This is a genomic window from Streptomyces sp. NPDC002306, assembly GCF_053593435.1.
Genome location: NZ_JBSFCK010000021.1, coordinates 1 through 20,420, shown reverse-complemented (window position 1 = coordinate 20,420; position 20,420 = coordinate 1). Strand labels below are relative to the sequence as shown.

General features: G+C 73.1%; 11 protein-coding genes and 1 pseudogene. 5 read left to right on the top strand and 7 right to left on the bottom strand.

The genetic code is table 11. The annotated features are described in order from the left end of the window. Positions 1-15 precede the first annotated feature (15 nt). Positions 16-366, top strand: a complete 351-nt coding sequence (locus ACWCQK_RS29940; protein WP_451160355.1) for a chorismate mutase — start codon at positions 16-18, stop codon at positions 364-366. A gap of 728 nt (positions 367-1,094) precedes the next feature. Continuing rightward, complete coding sequence (locus ACWCQK_RS29935; RefSeq protein ID WP_451160189.1) at positions 1,095-2,129, top strand: LAETG motif-containing sortase-dependent surface protein; 1,035 nt, start codon at positions 1,095-1,097, stop codon at positions 2,127-2,129. 71 nt (positions 2,130-2,200) lie between these two features. Here the strand turns inward: ACWCQK_RS29935 and ACWCQK_RS29930 are convergent, their stop codons facing one another. Next, entirely contained in the window at positions 2,201-3,982 is a 1,782-nt protein-coding gene (locus ACWCQK_RS29930; RefSeq protein ID WP_451160187.1) for a GMC oxidoreductase, read from the bottom strand. 76 nt (positions 3,983-4,058) lie between these two features. After that, positions 4,059-5,696 carry a succinic semialdehyde dehydrogenase gene (locus ACWCQK_RS29925; RefSeq protein WP_451160185.1) on the bottom strand — a complete coding sequence of 546 codons (1,638 nt, stop codon included), beginning with the start codon at positions 5,694-5,696 and terminating at the stop codon, positions 4,059-4,061. A 169-nt stretch (positions 5,697-5,865) separates the two neighbouring features. On the opposite strand from ACWCQK_RS29925, the pseudogene ACWCQK_RS29920 reads away from it, so the two are divergent. Together ACWCQK_RS29920 and ACWCQK_RS29915 are read left to right on the top strand one after the other, a co-directional pair. Further along, positions 5,866-6,064, top strand: a pseudogene (locus ACWCQK_RS29920) (helix-turn-helix domain-containing protein); the annotation flags it as partial. 393 nt (positions 6,065-6,457) lie between these two features. Next, positions 6,458-8,455 (top strand): glycosyltransferase family 2 protein, encoded by a 1,998-nt coding sequence (locus ACWCQK_RS29915; protein WP_451160183.1) that lies wholly within the window; start codon positions 6,458-6,460, stop codon positions 8,453-8,455. 43 nt (positions 8,456-8,498) lie between these two features. On the opposite strand, the gene ACWCQK_RS29910 is transcribed toward ACWCQK_RS29915, so the two are convergent. From ACWCQK_RS29910 to ACWCQK_RS29890, 5 genes are all read right to left on the bottom strand, one after another. After that, complete coding sequence (locus ACWCQK_RS29910) at positions 8,499-10,202, bottom strand: serine/threonine-protein kinase (protein ID WP_451160181.1); 1,704 nt, start codon at positions 10,200-10,202, stop codon at positions 8,499-8,501. A gap of 110 nt (positions 10,203-10,312) precedes the next feature. Continuing rightward, positions 10,313-11,947, bottom strand: a complete 1,635-nt coding sequence (locus tag ACWCQK_RS29905) for a serine/threonine-protein kinase (RefSeq protein ID WP_451160179.1) — start codon at positions 11,945-11,947, stop codon at positions 10,313-10,315. 190 nt (positions 11,948-12,137) lie between these two features. After that, positions 12,138-13,853 carry a serine/threonine-protein kinase gene (locus tag ACWCQK_RS29900; protein WP_451160177.1) on the bottom strand — a complete coding sequence of 572 codons (1,716 nt, stop codon included), beginning with the start codon at positions 13,851-13,853 and terminating at the stop codon, positions 12,138-12,140. A 190-nt stretch (positions 13,854-14,043) separates the two neighbouring features. Further along, entirely contained in the window at positions 14,044-16,656 is a 2,613-nt protein-coding gene (locus tag ACWCQK_RS29895; protein ID WP_451160175.1) for a protein kinase, read from the bottom strand. A gap of 165 nt (positions 16,657-16,821) precedes the next feature. Beyond that, on the bottom strand, positions 16,822-18,894 hold the full coding sequence (locus ACWCQK_RS29890) for a protein kinase domain-containing protein (RefSeq protein ID WP_451160173.1): 2,073 nt from the start codon (positions 18,892-18,894) through the stop codon (positions 16,822-16,824). A 240-nt stretch (positions 18,895-19,134) separates the two neighbouring features. Here ACWCQK_RS29890 and ACWCQK_RS29885 point away from each other — a divergent pair, with 240 nt between their 5' ends. Then, positions 19,135-20,178: a serine hydrolase domain-containing protein gene (locus ACWCQK_RS29885; RefSeq protein WP_451160171.1), complete on the top strand. Its 1,044-nt coding sequence runs from the start codon at positions 19,135-19,137 to the stop codon at positions 20,176-20,178. Positions 20,179-20,420: the final 242 nt, after the last annotated feature.

Here is a 20,420-nt window from a genome sequence, read left to right as displayed (position 1 = left end):
CAAGGCCCGGGGCGCCTGTCGTTCCCGGGTCCTGCCGCCCCGGGGCACCTCACCGCACCCGACCCGACGAGGAGCCCCACCATGGCCGACGTACTCGACAAGACCGGCGCCCGCACCGACGAGGCCGCCGACGTGATCACCGGTGCCCGTGAGCGCATCGACGCCCTCGACGACCGGATCATCGGTCTCGTCCAGGAACGGATGGCCGTCTCCGCCGTCATCCAGGAGGCGCGGATCACCTCCGGCGGCCGGCGCGTGAACCTCTCGCGCGAGATGGAGGTCCTCGGCCACTACCGGGAGGCGCTGGGCAAACCCGGCACGTCCGTCGCGATGCTGCTGCTGGAGCTGTGCCGGGGTCGTATCTGAGTTCGGGCCCGCTCTCACCCGTACGGCGCGTGACCGCCTCGCGAGCCGCTTCGTTGGTCCCGGTGTCCGTGCCAGCCAGGGGCGGGCCCGAAAGACCACGCGTGGCTTGCTGGAGCGATGAGGCGTGCGGATCGTGCCGTACGTCGTGGGACCTCGCTCCAGGGAAGTGACCGGACGGCAGGGGACAGCAGCCCGGTCACCCCAAGAGAACGGTCGGCTCCGGGGACGCTCGGAGCCGACCGGCGGGAAACACAAAAACGCACAATGCCGGGTCAAACGGTTGCGGAGGCCGCGCCCATCCAGCACGATGCGGAAAAGCCCCAGTCCCACCGCAGACAACTGCATGGCACTGCACCGCCCGACCGCCAGAGGTCGAGACCATCCGCGCGCCCCGAGTACGCCGGGGCGTCGGCCGACGGCACCCCAGGGTGGTGAGGACAAGCGGCGCAACCCCCCGGCGCCGCTCCCAGGCACCGGCGCTGCCCTGACGTCGGTGCTGACGGAAGAAGGGCCCCGCGACTCCGTCCCGCGGGGCCCTTCGCCATGGGCGCGGGGCTCTTGCGTGATCACGGCTGTGAAACGTGCGTGAGGGCGGCACAACCATTCGGCCCCGCCGCTGATCGAACCCTGCGAACCACGGCCACCCCGCGCCCCACTCGCGGAAGCCTCCACGCAGTGGTGTGCGGCGACCCCGATGTCGTGGCGCATCCGGACACACCGAGGTCTTCATGAAGATTCGCCGAGCTCTGGCCACCGCGGCCGCGACGGCCGTCATCGTGCCGCTCGCCCTGCTCTCGGCTCCCACCGCCTTCGCCGACACCACACCCGACACTTCCACGAGCGCGCCGGCCGCGGACGAGAGCACTCCCGCCGCCGACGAGTCCACCCCTGCCGCGGACCAGAGCAGCCAGCCCGCCGACGACGGCAACGGCTCCACGCCGGGCACCGACGACCCGGCCGGCGACGACGGGACCCCCGGCACCGGTACGCCGAGCAACACCGCGATCGCCCCGCCCTCGCCGTCCTCGTCGAGCACGCCGAGCGACGAGCCGTCCGACGAACCCGACGAGTGCCCGACCGACGAGGACGGCATCGACGTCGACTCCCAGCTGAGCATCGACGTCTCCGGCCTGCCCGGCAAGATCGTCGCGGGCAGCGGCTGGCACACCTTCCAGCTCACCGCCGCCAACCACAGCGACAAGAGCCTGGGCACGGTGCACTGGGCCGCGGCCATCGACTCCTACCACAGCGACCCGGGAGGCTTTCCGCTCAGCAACTTCACCAAGGTCCAGTACCTCAACCCGCGGACCAAGGCCTGGGAGTCGATCGACGGCGAGGTCTTCGGCGGCTACTACTTCGGCGAGACGGAACTCGGCCCCAAGGCGACCGTCGACATCAAGCTGCGCGTCGACATCACCGCCCGGGCGGAGCCCTCCGACGCCTACAGCGTGGGCTTCGGCGGATACCTGGACACCGAGAAGAACTGTGTGCACAGCTCCTTCGCGCTCTACGAGTTCGAGGTTCTGGCGCCCGGCAGCAGCAACGAGGACCCGGGCGAGGCCAAGCCGGGCAAGGGCGGGAAGCCGACCGGCGGCAAGGAGCCGCAGGGCGGCGCCGACGAGATCCCGGCCACGGGCAACCTCGCCTCGACCGGCTCCAGCTCCGCCCTCCCGATGATCGGCCTGGTCGGCGGCGTCGCCGTCGTGGCCGGCGCGGGTGCGGTGTTCATGGTCCGCCGGCGCAAGGACGAAGCGCGGGCGTGAGACGTACCGCGTGACGCGACGGAGGGGGACCTGGGCCCGGAGGGGAACTCAGGTCCCCCTCCGGGTTTCCGTCACTTCGTCTGCTTCGGCGGCACCGTCGGCATGCCCAGGAACGGCAGCCGCAGCGCGCCGAACGCCTCCGTCGGAACCGCCGGCGACTTCGGCTCGACCGGGTGCAGACGCGCGTAGGCCTCTCCCTGCGCGGGGCGCGGGTCCTCCTCGCCCTTGTTGGGCCAGTACGACATGGCGCGCTCGGCCTGGGCGGTGATCGTCAGGGACGGGTTCACGCCCAGGTTCGCCGAGACGGCCGAACCGTCGACGACCGAGATGCCGGGGTGGCCGTAGAGGCGGTGGTACGGGTCGATGACGCCGCTCTCGCGCGTGGCGCCGATCGGGCAGCCGCCGAGGAAGTGGGCGGTGAGCGGGGTGCCCATCAGCTCGCCCACGTTCGAGCCCGCGAAGCCGTTGATCTCGGCGGCGACGGCCGAGGCGGCCTCGGACGCGGCCCTGATCTGCTTGGGGTTGGGAGCGCCGTGGCCCTGGCGGGCGGTGAGCAGCCCCTTGCCGACGCCATCCGCTTTCAGGTGCGTCGTCAGGGAGTTGTCCAGGGACTGCATCACCAGGCCGATGATGGTCCGCTCCGACCAGCGCCGGTTGGACAGGGAACGCAGCATCAGCAGGGGGTGCCGGGCGGCGTTCGCCAGCCAGGCCGCCAGCCGGGAGGAGCCCTCGGTGTACGGGACCTGGAGGATCGACAGCCCGCCCATCGAGTTGGAGCCCTTGCCGTAACGGACCGGCTCGATGTGGGTGTTCTCGTCGGGGTGGACCGAGGAGGTGATGGCCACCCCGCGGGTGAAGTCGACCTTCGGTTCGCCGGTCGCCTTGCGATAGCGGCGGTCGTCGGTCTGGGCGCCGACCAGCGCCTCGGAGTTCGTACGGGTCAGCTCGCCGAGCTTCTCCGAGACGTACGGCAGCTGCCGGCCCGCCTTCATGCGGTGCAGCAGCGTCTGGGTGCCGTAGGTGCCGGCGGCGAGGACGACCCGGCGGGCCGTGAACGTGCGCCCCTCGCCCTTCTTCCGGTCCGTCGGCAGGGTGGCGACCGCGTAGCCGCCGCGCGAGTCCTCGGTGACCGACATGACCGTGGTCATGGGGTGCACGACCGCGCCCGCCTTCTCGGCGAGGTACAGGTAGTTCTCGTTGAGGGTGTTCTTCGCGCCGTGCCGGCAGCCCGTCATGCACTCGCCGCACTCGGTACAGGCCTTGCGCGCCGGGCCCGCCCCGCCGAAGTACGGGTCCGCCGCCTGCTCACCAGGCTTGGCGCGGGCCCCGCCGTCGGCGTCCTGACCGTCCCCGAAGAACACCCCGACCGGCGCCATGTGGAAGGTGTCGCCCACCCCCATCCGCTGTGCCGCCGCCTTGAGGTGCACGTCGGACGGGGTCATGGTCGGGTTGAGCCGTACGCCGAGCATGCGCCGGGCCTGGTCGTAGTACGGCGTCAGCTCCTCCTGCCAGTCGGTGATGTCCCGCCACTGGGGGTCGTCGAAGAACGGCTTCGGCGGGACGTAGAGGGTGTTGGCGTAGTTGAGGGAGCCGCCGCCGACCCCGGCGCCCGCCAGCACCATCACGTTGCCCAGCAGATGGATGCGCTGGATGCCGTACATGCCGAGTCTCGGGGCCCAGAGGTAGTTCCTGAGGTCCCAGGAGTTCTTCGGGAGCGTGCCCGGGGTGAAGCGGCGGCCGGCTTCCAGGACGCCGACGTCGTAACCCTTTTCGGTGAGGCGCAGGGCGGTGACCGAGCCGCCAAATCCTGAGCCGACGACGATCACGTCGTAGTCGTAGGCATCCTTCTGCACGTGCGTTCTCCCCTTTGAGTGTGCAGTGCGGGTGATCGGTGGCTGATCGCGCGGTCCCCCGCGCCCCGTGGTCCGGCTACCGGAGCCGGAGTGCCTTCATGACCCTCAGGCTCGTGCTCATGAACGCCGCGTACTTCTCGTCGTCCATACCGAGGGAAGGGGCCATCGGCAGCAGCCGCTGCTGGGCGACCGTCTGCGCCTCGGTGTACTTGAGGATGCCCTCGGAGCCGTGGCGGCGGCCGAGGCCGGAGTCCTTCATGCCGCCCATCGGCGACTGGACGCTGCCGTAGGCGGGGGCGTACCCCTCGTTGACGTTGACCGTGCCGGTGCTCAGCCGGGCGGCGACCGCGCGGCCGCGCCGGCCGTCCTTCGTCCAGACGGAGGAGTTCAGGCCGTACGGCGTGGAGTTGGCGTGCTCGACGGCCTCGTCCTCGGAGGTGAAGCGGTAGACGGAGACGACCGGGCCGAAGGTCTCCTCCGTGCACACCGCCATGGGCGCCTCGACGCCGTCGAGGATGGTGGGCTCGAAGAAGTACGGGCCGATGTCGGGTCGGGCGACCCCGCCGGCGACCACCTTCGCGCCCTTGGCGACGGCCTCCTCCACGTGCCGCTTGACGGTCTCCAGCTGGCGTTCGCCGACCAGGGAACCCATGTCGGCGCCGTAGGCGAGGGAGGTGCCGAGCCGCATGGCCCTGGTGCGCGCGGCGAAGCGCTCCAGGAAGACGTCCGCGATCGACTCGTGGACGTACAACCGCTCGATGGAGATGCAGAGTTGGCCGGCGGAGGAGAAGCAGGCGCGGACGGCGCCCGCGGCCGCCTTCTCGATGTCGGCGTCCTCCAGGACCAGCATGGCGTTCTTGCCGCCGAGTTCGAGGGAGACGCCGATGAGGCGGGCGGCGGCCCCCTGGGCGACCTCGCGGCCGGTGCGGGTGGAGCCGGTGAAGGAGACGTAGTCGGCGTGCTTGACGACCTCGGGGCCGACCACCGGGCCGTCACCGAGGACGACCTGGAAGACGCCGGCGGGCAGTCCGGCCTCGATGAGCAGGTCACGGGCCCACAGGGCGGTCAGGCAGGTCTCGGTGTCCGGCTTCATCACGACGGCGTTGCCCGCGACGAAGGCGGGAAGCGCGTCGCCGACGGAGAGTTCGAGCGGGTAGTTCCAGGGAGCGATCTGGCCGACGACACCGCGCGGGTGGCGCAGTTCGGTGACCTTGGTGAGGGTGGGCATGGCGCCCGCGTGCCGCTTGGGCCTCAGGTAGGAGGGGGCCTTGCGGCCGTAGTGGCGGGCCGCGACGACCACCGCCTGCACTTCCTCGTGGGCGTGCAGGCGCGCCTTGCCCGTCTCCAGCTGGATCAGGTCGAGCACCTCGGCCTGGCGGTCGAGGACGAGATCGTGGAAGCGGAGCAGGACCGCGGCGCGCTGCCGGACGGGGGTCCGCGCCCAGACGGCCTGCGCGAGGCGGGCCGCCGCGAAGGCCTCGCGTACGTCCTCGGGGGTGGACTCGGGCAGGTCGGCGAGCTTCTCGCCGGTGAACGGCGTGTGGTTGGCGGTCCGGCCCGAGCCGACCACGCCCTTGGTGAGCTGGGCGACCAGCTCGGGGGTGACCACGTCGGCGGCGGTACGGGCGCCCGCGGGAGCGGGGGCGAGGGGGTTGCTGCCGGTCTGTTCGGGCGTGCCCGTGCCGGTCTTCTCCGGGGCCTGCGAGTCCGTCATGGCCGCAGGGTATGCCGGTGCGCAGGCTTTGGGTACCCGTCGGTAATCGGGATTCACCGAGTGCTCACACGACGCCAGTGGTCACTGGCAACGAACGCGCTGATCAGGGCGTTGTTCTCCGTCGGCGAGCCACAGTTCGGTCACGTCCGATCGTCAGGCGGTCGCGAACATCCCCGGCCGGCCGCCGGTGGCGCACCTGACGTGGTGACGGCCGGCCCTGGCGGCGGCGCGCCCGCGGGACACGGACGCTCCCTTGGGGACGGCGGCCCGAGAGGCGGGGTTACGGCAGTCCGTACGCGCTGTCGCACGCGTTTCGCCGCGCGTTCGGGGTCACGCCGGGAGGATTCCGGGAGCGGCTGCGGGACTGAGGCGCGAGCCGCATTCCGGCGCTTTGACCCCGCAGGCTTTGCGCGTCTTTCCGCGCCCTTCCGTGTCTTTCGCGTCTTTCCGCGCCTCTCTGCGTCTCTCTGCGTCTCTCTGCGTCTCTCCGCGTCTCTCCGCGTCTCTCTCGAAGCAATGTTTGGGAATGTGCCATGAAATCGATCAGTGGGCGGATCGGTCATATTGAGTGATATGCATCACGCCCGAGTAAATAAAAGGTTTCGCCGTTTGGACACCGGGTATCCATCGGCGGCTCATGGTATCTTCACATTCCTTCCTTTTTCTTCCGGCACCTTTCCCCAAGCAAACGGAGGCTGAGCCAGCGTCCGCGAAGCCGACCATGATCCGGGGCGTGCCCCGCATTCTTGGAGAGCGTGACGATGGCCGGCCCCACCGTTTCGGTGATCATCGCTGCGTACAACGCGATGCCTTATCTGACGCGTTGCGTCGAGTCCGTCGCGGACCAGACCATCGGCCGTGAGCAGCTGGAAGTCATCGCAGTCAACGACGGCTCCACGGACACGACCCCCGCCGAACTCGAACGCCTGGCCGGTCTGTACCCGAAGCTGATCCGCGTCGTCCACCAGGAGAACTCCGGCGGCCCCGCCGCCCCCCGCAACGCCGGTCTGGACCTCGCGCGCGGCAGGTACGTCTTCTTCCTGGACGCCGACGACTACCTGGGCCCCGAGGCCCTGGAGCGCATGGTCGCCATGGCCGAGGAGAACGGCACCGACGTCGTCCTCGGCAAGATGGTCGGCGTCGGCGGACGCGGCGCGCCCAAGTCGATGTTCCAGCGCGACCAGCCGAAGACCGATGTCTTCACCTCGCGTGTCTGGTGGACGCTCAGCCCCATGAAGCTGTTCCGCCGCGCGCTGCTGGAACGGCTCGCACTGCGTTTCCCGACCGATCTGCGCACCGGCGAGGACCAGCCGTTCGTGGGCAGGGCGTACCTGGCGGCGGCGGGCGTCTCCGTCGTCGCCGACTACGACTGCGTGTTCTGGGTGCTGCGCGACGACGGCAACAACGTCACCAAGACCACCTCCGGCTCGGAGCCGCGGCTGCGCTATCTCGCCCGCATGGTCGACCTGATGGTGGACAGCGTGCCGGCCGGACCGGACCGCGACCACCTGGCGCACCGGCACCTGACCGTCGAGGTGCGCACCCTGGTCCGCTGGCACCTCGCACGAGAGCCGCGCGAGCAGCAGGAGAAGACCCTCGCCCGGCTCGCCGAGATCATCGACCCGCTGCTCCACGAGGGCCTGCGCGAGCGGATCACCGGACTGGCCTGGCTGCGGCTGCACTTCATCCGGGAGCGGATGCTCGACGAGCTCCTGGAGGTCGACCGCTTCGAGATCCGGGAGAGCGCGTCGAAGTCCGCCACCCCGCTGCTCGTCGAGGACGGCCGGGCCTATGTGCGCCACCCCTTCCTGCGCGACCCGGACCGCTCCGTCCCCGACGCCTACTACGACGTCACCGACCGGCTCGGCACCCGTCACCACGTCTCCCGCGCCGAACTGCGCGGCACCACGCTGCACCTGGCCGGGCACGCCTACCTGCACCGCGTGGCGACCGACGAGGTGAGCACGGCCCTGCTGCTGCGCGAGCGCGACACCAAGGTCGAGTACCGGCTGCCCGTGACGCACACCCCCACCCCGGGCCTCGGTGCCGACGAGGACGCGGGGACGTTCGCCTACGAGCGGGCCGGCTTCGAGGCCGTCGTCGACCTCGACACCGCGGCCGACGGCGAGCCCCTGGCCGACGGCCTCTGGGACATCCACCTCAGCGTGGGCGCGCGGGGACTGTCCCGGGACGCCCGCATCGGCGGCAAGCGGGACCGGTCGCTGGACGGCAGCCCGGACGTACGGGTCGTGGACACCGCGCGCGGCGCCCGTGCCGTCACCCTGTACACCACCAAGCCGCACGGCAACTACACGCTCGACCTCGGCGAGCGGAAGCACCGGGTCATGCCACGGCTGCCCGTCGAGACGTTCCGCTGGTCGGCGGGCGACCCCGGCCGGCTGGTGGTCACCGGCCGGAGCACGCTGGGCGCCTACCCGGACGGCGACCTCACCGTCGTCCTGACCGCCGACGGGACCAGCGTGGCCTTCCCCGCCGAACGCACCCCGTACACCGACACCTTCACCGCGAACGTCCAGGTGTCCGAGCTGCCCGCCGGGCTCTGGCGCGGCGAACTGCGTCTCGGCGACCGGACGGCACCGCTCCCGGCGCTCCCGAAGACCCTGCCGGCCGGCACATGGCACCGGCGCGGCCGGGCCTGGTACGCCCGAGCGGTCTCCGGCGGTGACGGCGGGAAGTTCGGGCTGCGGGTGGCGCAGACCAGCCTGGTCAGGACGATCGCCGACCGGCTGAAGCCCTGAAGCCCTGAAGCCCTCACACCCTGTGCCCTCGCGGGGGGGGTCGTCAGAGCCGGTCGACGTCCAGGTTCGCGATGGCCGTCCGCGCCACCTCCCGGCCCCGCTCCGTGACATCCCCCTTCCCGGGGTAGCTCACGGTGAGCTTGTACATGTCCCCGGCGGCGCTCTTGTAGTAGAAGATCCGCGCCTCGCGGGGGCGTGGGTGCTGGGCGTCGTGGGTGGTGTAGACGATCGTGTTCTCGGCGGCCTTCCCGCCGCGGTACGTCATCTCGCCCTCAGGGGAGGTATTCGCGCCCTCGGACATGTCGAGGGCGTAATCGCCCTGCTCCCGGAACTTGCTGTCGTCGTCGTACATCTCGGCCGCGGCTGACCCGGCGATGGTGCGGCCCGTGTCCTGCGCCTTCCGGTCCAGGGACAGGCCGATGGAGATGGTGCCGCTCAAGTCGGTGTAGGTGACCCAGTGCCCCTGGTCCGTCTTCCGGTCGGGATCCGCGCGCTCGTAGCCGTGCGGCACCACGAGGGTCGCGGCGACGTCCTTCTCCCGGTGCTTGTCCCAGTCGTCGGGCAGCGGGCCCGCGAACGGGTCGGCGACCACCAGATACGCCACCGCCGCCAGCGCGGCGAGCGCCGCACCGAGCCCGGCCCACGCCGTGCGCGAGAGCCGCGAGCCCGGCCGCGGCCCGGTCCGCGGCCCGGTCCTCGGGGGGCCTTCGCCTGTCTCGGACCGTACGGCCTGGGTGGGTTCGGGGGCGGGCGGGTGCGCGGCCGTCTCCAGCAGGGCACGGACCTGGGCGGGGGCCGGGCGACGGACCGGGTCCTTCTGGAGCAGGCCGTTGATGGCCTCGGCGAGCGTGCCCCGCGCGGAGGCGGGCGGGGCGGGCGTGCCGTTCAGGACGGACTGGAGCGTGGCGGGCGTATTGCTGCGACGGAAGGGCGAGACGCCCTCCGTCGCCGCGTACAGCAGCACGCCCAGCGACCACAGGTCGCTCGCCGGGCCGGGCCGCTGCCCCAGCACCCGCTCCGGCGCGACGTACTCGGGCGAGCCGACGAAGCCGCCGGTGTCCGTCAGGTTCGTCTCGCCCTCGATCCGCGCGATGCCGAAGTCGGTGAGCACGACCCGGCCGTGCCGGCCGAGCAGCACGTTGTCCGGTTTGACGTCCCGGTGCAGGATGCCCGCCGCGTGCGCGGCCTCCAGCGCGCCCAGCACCTCCAGGCCGACCCGGGCGGCCTCGCGCGCGCCGAGCGTGCCCTCCTGGAGGGCGTCCCCGAGGGAGCGCCCCCGCACCAGCTCCATCACGATCCACGGCCGGCCGTCGACCACGGCCACGTCGTACACGTCCACGACGGCCGGATGGTCCAGCCGGGCCGCGGCGCGCGCCTCACGGCGCATCCGCTCGAAGGCGTTGTCGCGTTCGTGCTCGGGAACATGGTCCGGGACGCGCGGCTCCTTGACCGCGACCTCGCGGTCCACCGTCTCGTCCCTGGCCCGCCACACCGTGCCCATGCCGCCGTGCCCGAGCCTGGCCAGCAGCCGGTACCGATCGCCGATGAGCCGTCCGGTGCCGTCGTCCGCGGTCTGCGGCGGCACGGCCACGGCCGAGTCCGGCGGTCTCACGGCCGCGGCCGGGTGCGGCGACGGTACGCCCCCGGCCGCATGCGGCGACGGTACGGCCGCAGCCGGATCCGGCGGTTGCAGAGCGAAACTTGTCGGCTCGTCGGCCCCGTGACGGCGCCCCCCGTTGCTCCTCATGCCCCCATCCCTATCGCGCCGTGAACTCCCGCATCCACACCGGACGCGCACCGGTCACAGACCCGTGACGCGGGCGGTCGCCTATCTCCGGCTTGTGCCGGTTTCGGCGCTCAGGTCCGTACGAACGTGTCGACCGCGACGTCGAAGTACTCCCGGGCCTCCCGCACCTTCCCGACCGGCGCCGACACCCATACGTCGTACATCCGCCCGTTCTCCTCCCAGCACAGGTCGTAGGTGTGCCGGGGGCCCTCGGCCGTGCTGAAGCCCTTCCAGCTGAACTCCCACAGGGCGGCGGGCCGTCCGCCGTGCGCGGTCTCGACCACCCGGCCGTCGTGGTACCCGGGGTTCGTGTCGGGGCCCTCGGCGTGCGCGCGCCGCATCACCGCGAGCGGGCCGCCCGGTTCGGGGTCGGTGACCTTGATGCCGAGGCGGAAGGTCTTCCCCGGCGACATGTAGAAGATCCGCTCGCCCTGGGGCTCGCGGGTGAAGTCCTCCGGCACGGCGAGCGCGAACCCTGCCGGGTCGTCGGCGACGCGGTAGCCGGAGGGCGCGGTGGGCCGGTCCACGGACACGGGGGACGGGGACCGTGTCACGGAGGGCGAGACCGGGGCCGAGGGCGAGGAGGAGAGCGAGCGCGAAGGCGAGGCGGAGTGCGTGCGCGGGGCGGAGGACGAAGGGGTGGGCGTGGGGCTCGTGGAACGTCCCGGTGCCGAACTGACCGGCGTCCCGCCCCCGTCGCCGCCCCGGTCCATCAGCAGCGCCGCCGCGGACAGACCCGCCCCCGCCACCGCCGCGACGAGCAGCGCGGCCACCAGCACGCCCCGCCGGGAGAGCGCCCCGGGCGAGGGGGCCGGGGCCGGCCGGGCGGGCAGGTCCCGGCGGGTCGGCGTGTAGCCGGTCGGCGGCGGCAGCGGCGTACGGCCCGTCTCCAGGAAGCCGCGCAGCATCCGCTCCGCCTCCGCCGCGTCCAGCCGCCGTTCCGGATCGCGTTCGAGCAGCCCCCGTACGACCGGGAGCAGCGGCTCGGCCTGCCCGGGCGTACGGATGTCGGCGAAGACCACGGCGTGCAGGATGCCGCCCAACGAGTCGCGCCGGAAGGGCGATTCACCGCTGAGGGCCGTGCAGAGCAGCGCGCCGAGCGACCACAGGTCGGAGGCGGGTCCGGTGCCGGCGCCGGACATCCGCTCGGGCGCGGTGTACTCGGGCGAGCCGACGAAGGCTCCGGTGTCGGTGATCGTGGTGGCGCCCGCGACCTGGGCGATGCCGAAGTCGGTGAGGACGACCCGGCCGTCCTCGGCGACCAGGACGTTCGCGGGCTTGATGTCCCGGTGCAGGACACCGGCCGCGTGCGCCGCGCGCAGCGCGCTCAGCAGGTCGATGCCGATCCGGGCGGCCTCACCGACGTCGACCGGTCCGCGCCGGGAGATCCGGTCGGCCAGCGAGCCGCCGTCGATCAACTCCATGACGATGTACGGGCGTTCGTCCTGCTCGACGACGTCGTGCACGACGATGATGTGCGGGTGGCGCAGCTGGGCGACCGCGCGGGCCTCGCGCAGCGTCCGGTCGCGCTGCCGTCGGATCTCCTCCGGGGAGAGGGTCTCGTCGAAGGCGAGCTCCTTGACCGCCACCCGCCGACCGAGCAGTTGGTCGGTGGCACGCCAGACGATGCCCATGCCGCCGCGTCCCAGCCGCGCCTCCAGCCGGTAGCGGCCCGCGATCACACGGAAGTCCCCCTCGGTCCCCATGAGCCCCATCATGCCGCACCGGACGGCCGGGCTCCGGGGCGGCGACCGGCCAAGCCCGCCCCGAACGGCCGCCCTGCGCCCACGGGTTGGGCCGGTGCGCCGGGTGGGCACAGGTGATCAAGGCCCGGACCGGCCACCCGGTTCGGCGCGGGTCACTCGGGCGTGGCCCGTCCGGCCGGCCGGGCCCAGGTCACGAGGCCTTGGGCTGCCAGCTCCGCAACAGCGTGTCGAACTGCTCCCGCGCGGTCGGCCAGTCCTCGGCCGGCGAGGACAGGTAGATCGCGTACTCCACGCCGTCCCGGCTGATGTACGTCTCGTCGATCGCGCGGCGCGGCCCGGGGAACTTCGTGTCCTTCGCCTGCGCGGTCCAGGTGTACTCCCACAGCGAGGCCCTGCGGTCGCGGTAGGTGTTGACCTCCAGCCGCACCCGGTCGTAGTCGACCAGCCGGGTGAGCTGCTGGTCCAGGTCGCGCTGGTGCTCGTACGGGTCGGCGAAGTCGGGCGAGGCGTCGACGGCGATCCGGACGAAGTGCCTGCCGCCGTCGGGCGAGTAGTCGATCTGGGTCAGGTCGCCCTCGTCGCTGAAGACCGACCGCGTCCAGCCGTTGGGCAGGGCGAGGCCGAACCCCAGCGGGTCGTCGACGTGCTCCCAGTTGTCGGGGACCGTCTGCGCGTCGGGGCCAGGCGTTCCCGACGCGCTCGTCGACGCCCCGGGGTTCGCCCCGGTCGGGCCGGACGAAGCTGCCGAGCCGTTCCGGTCCTGCCGTCCCTCGTGCCACTTCTGAAGGCCCACCGCGGTGCCCCCGCCGACGAGCGCGGCGAGCACGATCACCAGGGCGAGCGAGCGCAGCCGACGGCGCCTCGGGGGCGCGGACGTGCCGGTCCCCTCCGCGGGGAGGCCACCGGTTCCCGTCGGTCCCATCGCGGTCGGCCCGATGGCCGTCACGCCCGTCTCGGGACGGTACGCCGTGGCCGCCTCGGGCCCGTACGACGCCCCGCCGGTCCCCGTCCCCTGCCCGGTGGGCCGCCCGGCCCCCGACTCCCCGGTTCCGCCGTACTGCGTCGGGACGAACGCCTGCGCGGCGCTGGGGCGCCGTCCCTCCGCGGCCTCGGCGAGCATCTGCTCGGCCTGGGCCGCGTCCGGCCGGGTGGCCGGGTCCTTGCGCAGGAGGGCGCTGATGACGGGCTCCAGCGGACCGGCGTACCGCGGTCCGGCGGCCTCCTCCTCGACGACCGCCTGCATGGTGGTCAGCGGTGAGGTGCGGCGGAACGGCGACCGGCCCTCCACCGCCGTGTACAGCGTCGCGCCGAGCGCCCACAGGTCGGAGGACGGCCCGGGGTCGTGGCCGCGGACGCGCTCCGGGGCCAGGTAGTCGACCGAGCCGACGACCTCTCCGGTACGGGTGATGGTGGTGTCGCCCTCGATCTGGGCGATGCCGAAGTCCGTGAGCAGGACGCGGCCGTCGTGGCCGAGCAGGACGTTGCCGGGCTTGACGTCCCGGTGGAGTACGCCCGCGGTGTGCGCGGCGGTCAGGGCGCGCAGCACCCACAGGCCGATCCGCGCGGCCTCGGTGGCCTCGACGCGTCCCTGTTCCTTGACCTCGTCGGCCAGCGAGCGGCCCTCGACCAGCTCCATCACGATCCACGGCCGGCCGTCGTGTTCGAGGACGTCGTGCACGGTGACGACGGCCGAGTGGTTGATCCGCGCGGCGGCCCGTGCCTCCGCGCGGGTCCGCGCGAGCAGCACGCCCCGCTCGCTCTCGGACACGTACAGCGCGGCCGTCAGCTCCTTGACCGCGACAGCACGGTGCAGCAGCTCGTCGTGCGCCCGCCACACGCGGCCCATGCCGCCGCTGCCGATCGCGTCGGCGAGCCGGTACCGGCCCGCGAGGAGCAGGCCCTGCATCTGATTCACGTTGCCCCGCAATGCTCTTGACAGGGTCAGACTAAGGACCGGCCCGCGTCCAGGGAACAAGCGGGGTGCCCAGGAAACCGCACTGTGACGGTTGTCGCTTCTGTCGGCCGGTGGGAACCGAACCCGGGCGGGCGACGAAGGCGCCGAAACACCGTGGCCGTACGGCGAGCCGGATACCGGATCAACCGGTCGACCGGTAGGTCGCCGACGCCTGCTCGTACAACCGCGTCACCTCGTCGCGCTCGGCCTCGGGGCCGCGGACCTGCACCACGTGGTACCGCCCGTCGACGAGCATCGCCAGGTTGCGGACGAACAGCTCGCGCCCGCTGTCGTCGCTCCAGGTGAACTGCCCCTCGGCCATGGTCCGCCCGCCCACCTCGATCGTGCGCAGGCCGCCGGAGGTGGCCCAGCTGGACGCGCGGTACGGGCCCAGCTCGTACTCCTTCTCGCGCTGGTAGACCATCGGATCGGTGCCGTACGCCGACGCGCGGTCCCGGCCCGGTACGACGATCAGCTCGAAGTCCCCGTGCCCGTACACCACCTGCCCGAGCCCGTTCTTCGGCGTGCGGTCCCAGCCGTTCGCCACGGCCACCCGGAAGCCCTCGGCGTCCTTGCGCAGGGTGAAGCCGTCGGCGACCTCGGGCCCCGCGGTCTGTGTCTCGCCGCTCCCGGTGGACGCGGAGGGGGTGTTCTCCCGCGCGGGAGAGGTCTGGTCGGGCCGGGGCTCACTGCTCGCGTCGGGGCCCGTGTCCGACCGCGTCGGAGCCGGACTCACCTGTCCGGCGCTGCCGGCCGCGCCGGTGTCCCGGGCCTTCGGCATGAACAGCATCGCGTACGCGATCGCCCCGGCCAGCACGAGCAGGATCAGCACGAGCAGGGTGCGCCCGAGGCTGCGCGGCGAGCCGGAGGCCTCCTGCTTGGCGCGCTTGTGCCGGCCGTGCGGACTGTTGGCGGGCAGTTTGGCGCGCCGCCTGCGCACCAGCTCGCCCCGCCGCCGCACGATCGGCAGCCGGCGCGGGTCCACCGGCGGCGCGGCCACGACGTGCACGCCGGCGTCCGGCTCGGGCGCCGAACGCACCAGTGAGCGCAGCCAGCCGCCCAGTTCCTCGAAGTCGAGCCGCTCGGTGGGGTCCTGGCGCAGCAGCGACTCCACGACCGGCCGCAGCGGTCCGCACTCCTCGGCGAAGGCGGGCGGCTCCGCGCACACCATCTGGACCAGCTCGGCGGTCGACTCCTCCGGGTACGGCGCGTGGCCCTGTACGACCCTGAAGAGCAGCGCCCCCAGCGCCCACAGGTCGGTCGCGGGCCCGATGGGCGCGGCCAGCTGCCAGTTCTCGTGCACGGGGCCCGCCTGCTCCGGGGCCCAGCGCTCGGTCACGGGTCCCACGAGCGCCATCCGTGCCTGCCGCGCCCGCTCGGCGGCCAGCGCGGTCGCCGGCCCGCGCCGGACGGGGGCACCGGCGAGGAGATCGTCCCAACGGGCCGGCGGCTGCCCGCCGCCGACGGGAAGAGCGCCGCCGCGGGCTCCCGGCGGTACGGCGCCCACAGGTAGCGCGCCACCGGGCGCTCCGGGCGGCACGGCACCGGCGGGGAGGCCTCCCGCGGGCGCTCCCGGCGCGGGAGCCGCGGGGCGGGGCACCGCGCCCTGCCAGGACGCTCCGCGCACGCCGTAGGGGTCGGCGATCTGCCCGGGCGGCACCACACCGCCGGGGCGGCCCTGCGCGGCGCCGCTCTGGCCCTGCGTACCGCTTCCCGCGGTGTACGGCGGCTGTGGGCGGCCGTCGGCCGTGCTGTCGCCCTCGGGGGCCGGACGGGCCCCGGGCAGCGCCGCCCGGCCGTTCTGCTGTGCCTCCTGCACCCGGGCCGCGGCCCGCGCGCCCGCGCGATACGCGGCGATCGCCCCGGCGCGCGCGGCCCGGACGTCCCCACCGCTCTCCAGGGCCGCCCGGCGGGCGACGGGGGCCGAGGCGTTCGTCCCGTGCGTGTCGTGCGCCGCGTCCGGGCCGGCCGACGGCAGCCCACCGGCGGCACGCGCCTCGATGGCGGCCCGCCGCGCGGCCTCGGCCTCCACGGCACTGAGCCCGCCGGGCGCGCCGAAACCGCCCCTCGGGCCCGGCACGCCGCCAGGTCCTTCCCCGGGCCCACCGGCCGCGCCGCTCTCGTCCGCCTCCTCGGCCGGCACCGGGTCGTACCCGCACAGCGCCTCCTCCGCCGCGCCGACCGCGAGTCCGGTCAGCATGACCCGGCCGTCGTCGCAGACGAGCACCGTGCGGGCGGTGATGTTGCGGTGGACCCAGCCGTGCGCGTGCAGCACCCGCAGGGCCATGAGCACGTCGGAGGCGACCTCCGCCGCCCGGTACGGCGACAGCGGCTTCTCGGCGAGCAGCGCCGCCAGCGGCCGCGCGGCCACCAGTTCGCTGACCACCCAGAGCGAACCACCCTCGGCGAACACGTCGAAGACCTGGTCGAGCCGCGGATGGTCGGGTATCCGGGCGGCCGCCTGCGCGGCCTCGACCGCCCGCCGCACGACGGGATCGGCCGGCCGCCGGGTGCTCGCGCCCGAACGTGCCGCCGGCCGCCGTGGCGCGCGCTCACGCGCCGTGAACCCCTCGGGCAGCCCTTCGGCGTCGAGCACCTCCGCCTCGACGACCTCCGGCAACGGCACCTGCCTGACCAGGACTTCCTGTCCGCTGTAGGTGTCGAAGGCGCGGGTCTCGGCGAGTTCGTACTCGTCGGACGGCGGCAGCGGCAGGCGGTAGCGGTCGGCGAGCACCCGACCCGCGTAGTCGTCCACTGCGCCTCCCCCGGCCGCCCGGCTGGTCAAATCCGTTCGTCACGCGGACCGTTCCGGCCGTTTAGCTGGATGCGTACGGTCCGCAAGCACTCACGATACGTGCCGGAGGCAACCTGCAAAGAGGGGTTGACCGATCTCGGGCCCCGAACCCGCGGGCCACCGGGCTCACTTCTTCGGTTCGAAGGTCTCCGTCAGCGTCCGCCATGTGTTCTTATGCAGATCGCCGTCCCAGTCCGAGGCCCGCGCCGTGTACATCAGGGCGTACCCGAGATGGTCGTTGACGACGAATCCGCGGTCGACGGTCCGGTACTTCGTGCCGCTCTCCGTGTAGGTGAATTCCCAGTCGGCGGTCTTCCAGCCGCGATAGTTCACCGTCTCGATCTGGATCTTCTGATACTGCGAGCGCGTCATGTAGCGCTCCTGGCTCTCCCAGTCCGCCTTCGGGTCGTCCTTCGGCGTGGTCGTCCAGGCGACCAGCAGCTTCTGCCCTTCGGGACCGGTGAAGCGGTCCCCCGCGGAGCCCGAGGACTGGAACGTCCATCCCTCGGGCAGTCCTATCGAGTAGCCCTGCCCGCCGTTGTGCTTCGACGCCACCTTGTCGTCGGAGCTCCCGGAGGTGCCGGAGGTGGAGTTGCCGGTGTCGCCCGAGCCGCCGGACGCCGAGCCCGCCGTGGTGTCCGGTGCCGACCCGTCCGAGGAGTCCGGGTCGTCGCCCGTCGAGCCGGACTGCGACGCGTCGTCGTCCGACTTCGAGCCGCCGCCCTTGTCCTCCTTGGTACCGGCACTCCCGGACGCGCCGGCCGCGGTACTCGCACCGCTGTCGCCCTTGGAGCCCTTGGCGCTGTCGTCGCCACCACCGCCGAGCGTCAGGGCCAGCACGGTGCCGATCACCGCGAGCACCACCACCAGGGCGATGATCACCAGCGTGCGCTTCGGCACCACGTCGGTCAGCGGCGCCTTGGGCACGGGCCGGGCCGGCAGATCCGGCGGCGTCATGACGGGCCACCCCGAACTACGCCCACCGGGAACCGCGTCACCGCTCCCCTGCGCGAACCGCCCACCGCCACCGGCCGCGTCGGCCGACGGGCCGCCGGACACCGGCGCGGGGGCCGATCCGGAAGCGGCCGTCGAGGCCGGCGCGGACGCGGAGACCGCCGTCGTCCCGGCGCCGCCCGCGGCCGCTCCGCCGTCGGCGGACTTGGTGCGCGTCGCGGCCGCCGAGGTGGCCGCACCGGCCGCGACCGCGGCCTTGCGCACCGAACGCAGCGCCCCGCGCAGCTTGTCCGCCGCCTCTTCGCCCCGCTTGCCCGCGGGCGCGTCCGGCTGCGCCGGCAGGGGCACGACCTTCGTCGCGTCCGCGGGCTCCGGCTCGGCGGCCCTGGGCTCTGACGCCTGAACCACCTTGGTCAGCATGGCCCGCGCGCCCGCGTCGTCGAGTCGCTGCGCCGGGTCCTTGGTGAGCAGCCCGTAGATGACGTCCTTCAGCGGACCCGCGTGCTTGGGCTCCTCCAGCGGCTCGGTCATCACCGCTGTGAGCGTCGCTATCGCGGAGCCCTTGTCGTACGGCGGGGAACCCTCGACCGCCGCGTACAACAGACCGCCGAGCGACCACAGGTCGGCCGCGGGGCCCGGCTTGTGGCCGCGGGCGCGCTCCGGGGAGATGTAGGAGGGGGCACCGACGAGCATGCCGGTGGAGGTGATGGACGGGTCGCCCTCGACCTGGGCGATGCCGAAGTCGGTCAGCACGACCCGGCCGTCCTCGGCGATCAGCACGTTCGACGGCTTCACGTCACGGTGCAGGATGCCCTCGCGATGGGCGGACCGCAGCACGTCGAGGATGGCCAGGCCGACCTCCGCCGCGCGCTTCGGCTCCAGCAGTCCGTCCTCACGAATGGCCTCCGCGAGGGACTTGCCCTCGACGAGCTCCATCACGATCCACGGCCGGTCGTCCTCGTCGACCACGTCGAAGACCGTCACCGCGCTCTTGTTGCGGATCCGGGCGATGGCCTTGGCCTCGCGCAGCGTCCGCGTGATCAGCCGGCGTTTCTCCTCGTCGTCGATGTTCGACGGGAACCGCAGCTCCTTGACGGCAACCGTGCGGCCGAGGGTCTCGTCCTCGGCGCGCCACACCGTTCCCATGCCGCCGCGGCCGAGCACATCTCCCAGCCGGTACCGCCCGGCGAGGAGACGTGCGCTCTTGTCCTGACGGGATGTCCCCGCCCGCTCCGCCTCCGACATGCGTCCCCTCATGCAACCCGCCCTGACAGAGCCTCCATTGTCCCTCACCCGACAAGTGCTCGACGCCCAGGGTGCCCCTGACCGCGCCACCGGGTCCACACCCTGGTGCCCGGGAACCCGCGGATCTCACCGACTGATACCGGCCACCGGCTCCGACCTGGGCTCCAGCCAATTCGCGGGGCCCGGTGAGAGCCCTGTCCGCCCGCCCTGCATGATGGGCCGCGACAAGGGAGGACCGCGATGGCGCCGCTACGGACACTGCTGGCCGTGCCTGTGTCCCTGGCCCTTCTCTGCCTGGCGCCGGCCGGATCGCAGGCGCACTCCGCCCCGCCCACCGACTCCGTCCTGCCCCTGCTGGTCGCCCGGGGCGAGGCGCCCGCCGCCGCCCTGCTGGCCCGGGAGGCGACGAACACCCGTTACGCCCAGGCAGGTCCGGGAATCTCCCGTACCGACCGCTTCCGGGCCGGCAGCATCACCAAGACCTTCGTCGCGACGGTCGTGCTGCAACTGGTGGACGAGAACCGGCTGTCCCTGTCCGACACGGTGGAGCGGCACCTGCCCGGCCTGGTGCGGGGAGCGGGCAACGACGGGCGCGCGCTGACCCTGCGCTCCCTGCTCACCCACACCAGCGGCCTGTACGACTTCACCCGGGACACGGGGGGCTCGGTGCCCCTCACCCCGCTTCAGTCCGTGCGTGTCGCGCTCACCCACCCTCCGGCCGACCGCGGCCGCTTCGCCTACTCGAACACCAACTACGTCCTGCTCGGCCTGATCGTCGAGCAGGTCACCGGCCGCTCGTACGCCACCGAGGCCGAGCGCCGCGTCATCGCTCCGCTGGGTCTGACGGGCACCTCCTTTCCCGGATCCCGCACGTCCCTCCCCGTCCCGCACGGCCGCGCCTACGCCGCCGACGGGTCCGACGTCACCGAACTCGACCCGCGGGTGGCCGGGGCCGCGGGCGAACTCGTGACCACGCTCGCCGATCTGGACCGCTTCTACGGGGCACTGCTCGGCGGTGAGCTGCTGTCCCCGCGCCGGCTGCGCGAGATGCTCGACACCCGTGCCGCACACGGCGCGTACGGCATGGGCCTGTTCCCCGTGAAGCTGCCGTGCGGGACCACGGTGTGGGGACACAACGGACGCATCCCGGGCAGCTACGTGCGCACCGCGGCCACCCTCGACGGCCGTCGCGTCCTCACCTTCCGGGTGAACACGACCGCGGTCGCAGACCCCGACCTCGAACCGGCGCTGCTCGCCGCCGAGTTCTGCCCCCGCACCTCGTAGAACGGCCGAGATTCGACCAGAGATCCCAGCCCAGGCCACTCGTTCGAGTGATAACGAGCGGCCGGAGGCGAGCGAGTCCCGACAGGCCCGCGGCCCGCGGCCCACGACCGGCACCGCGCGGCCCGCGGACCGGCCGCCGGGCCGGCTGCGGGCTGCGGGCTGCGGGCTGCGGGCTGCGGGCTGCGGGCTGCGGGCGTGTCGCGACTCGCTCGCCTCCGGCCGCTCGATTTCACTCCAACCTC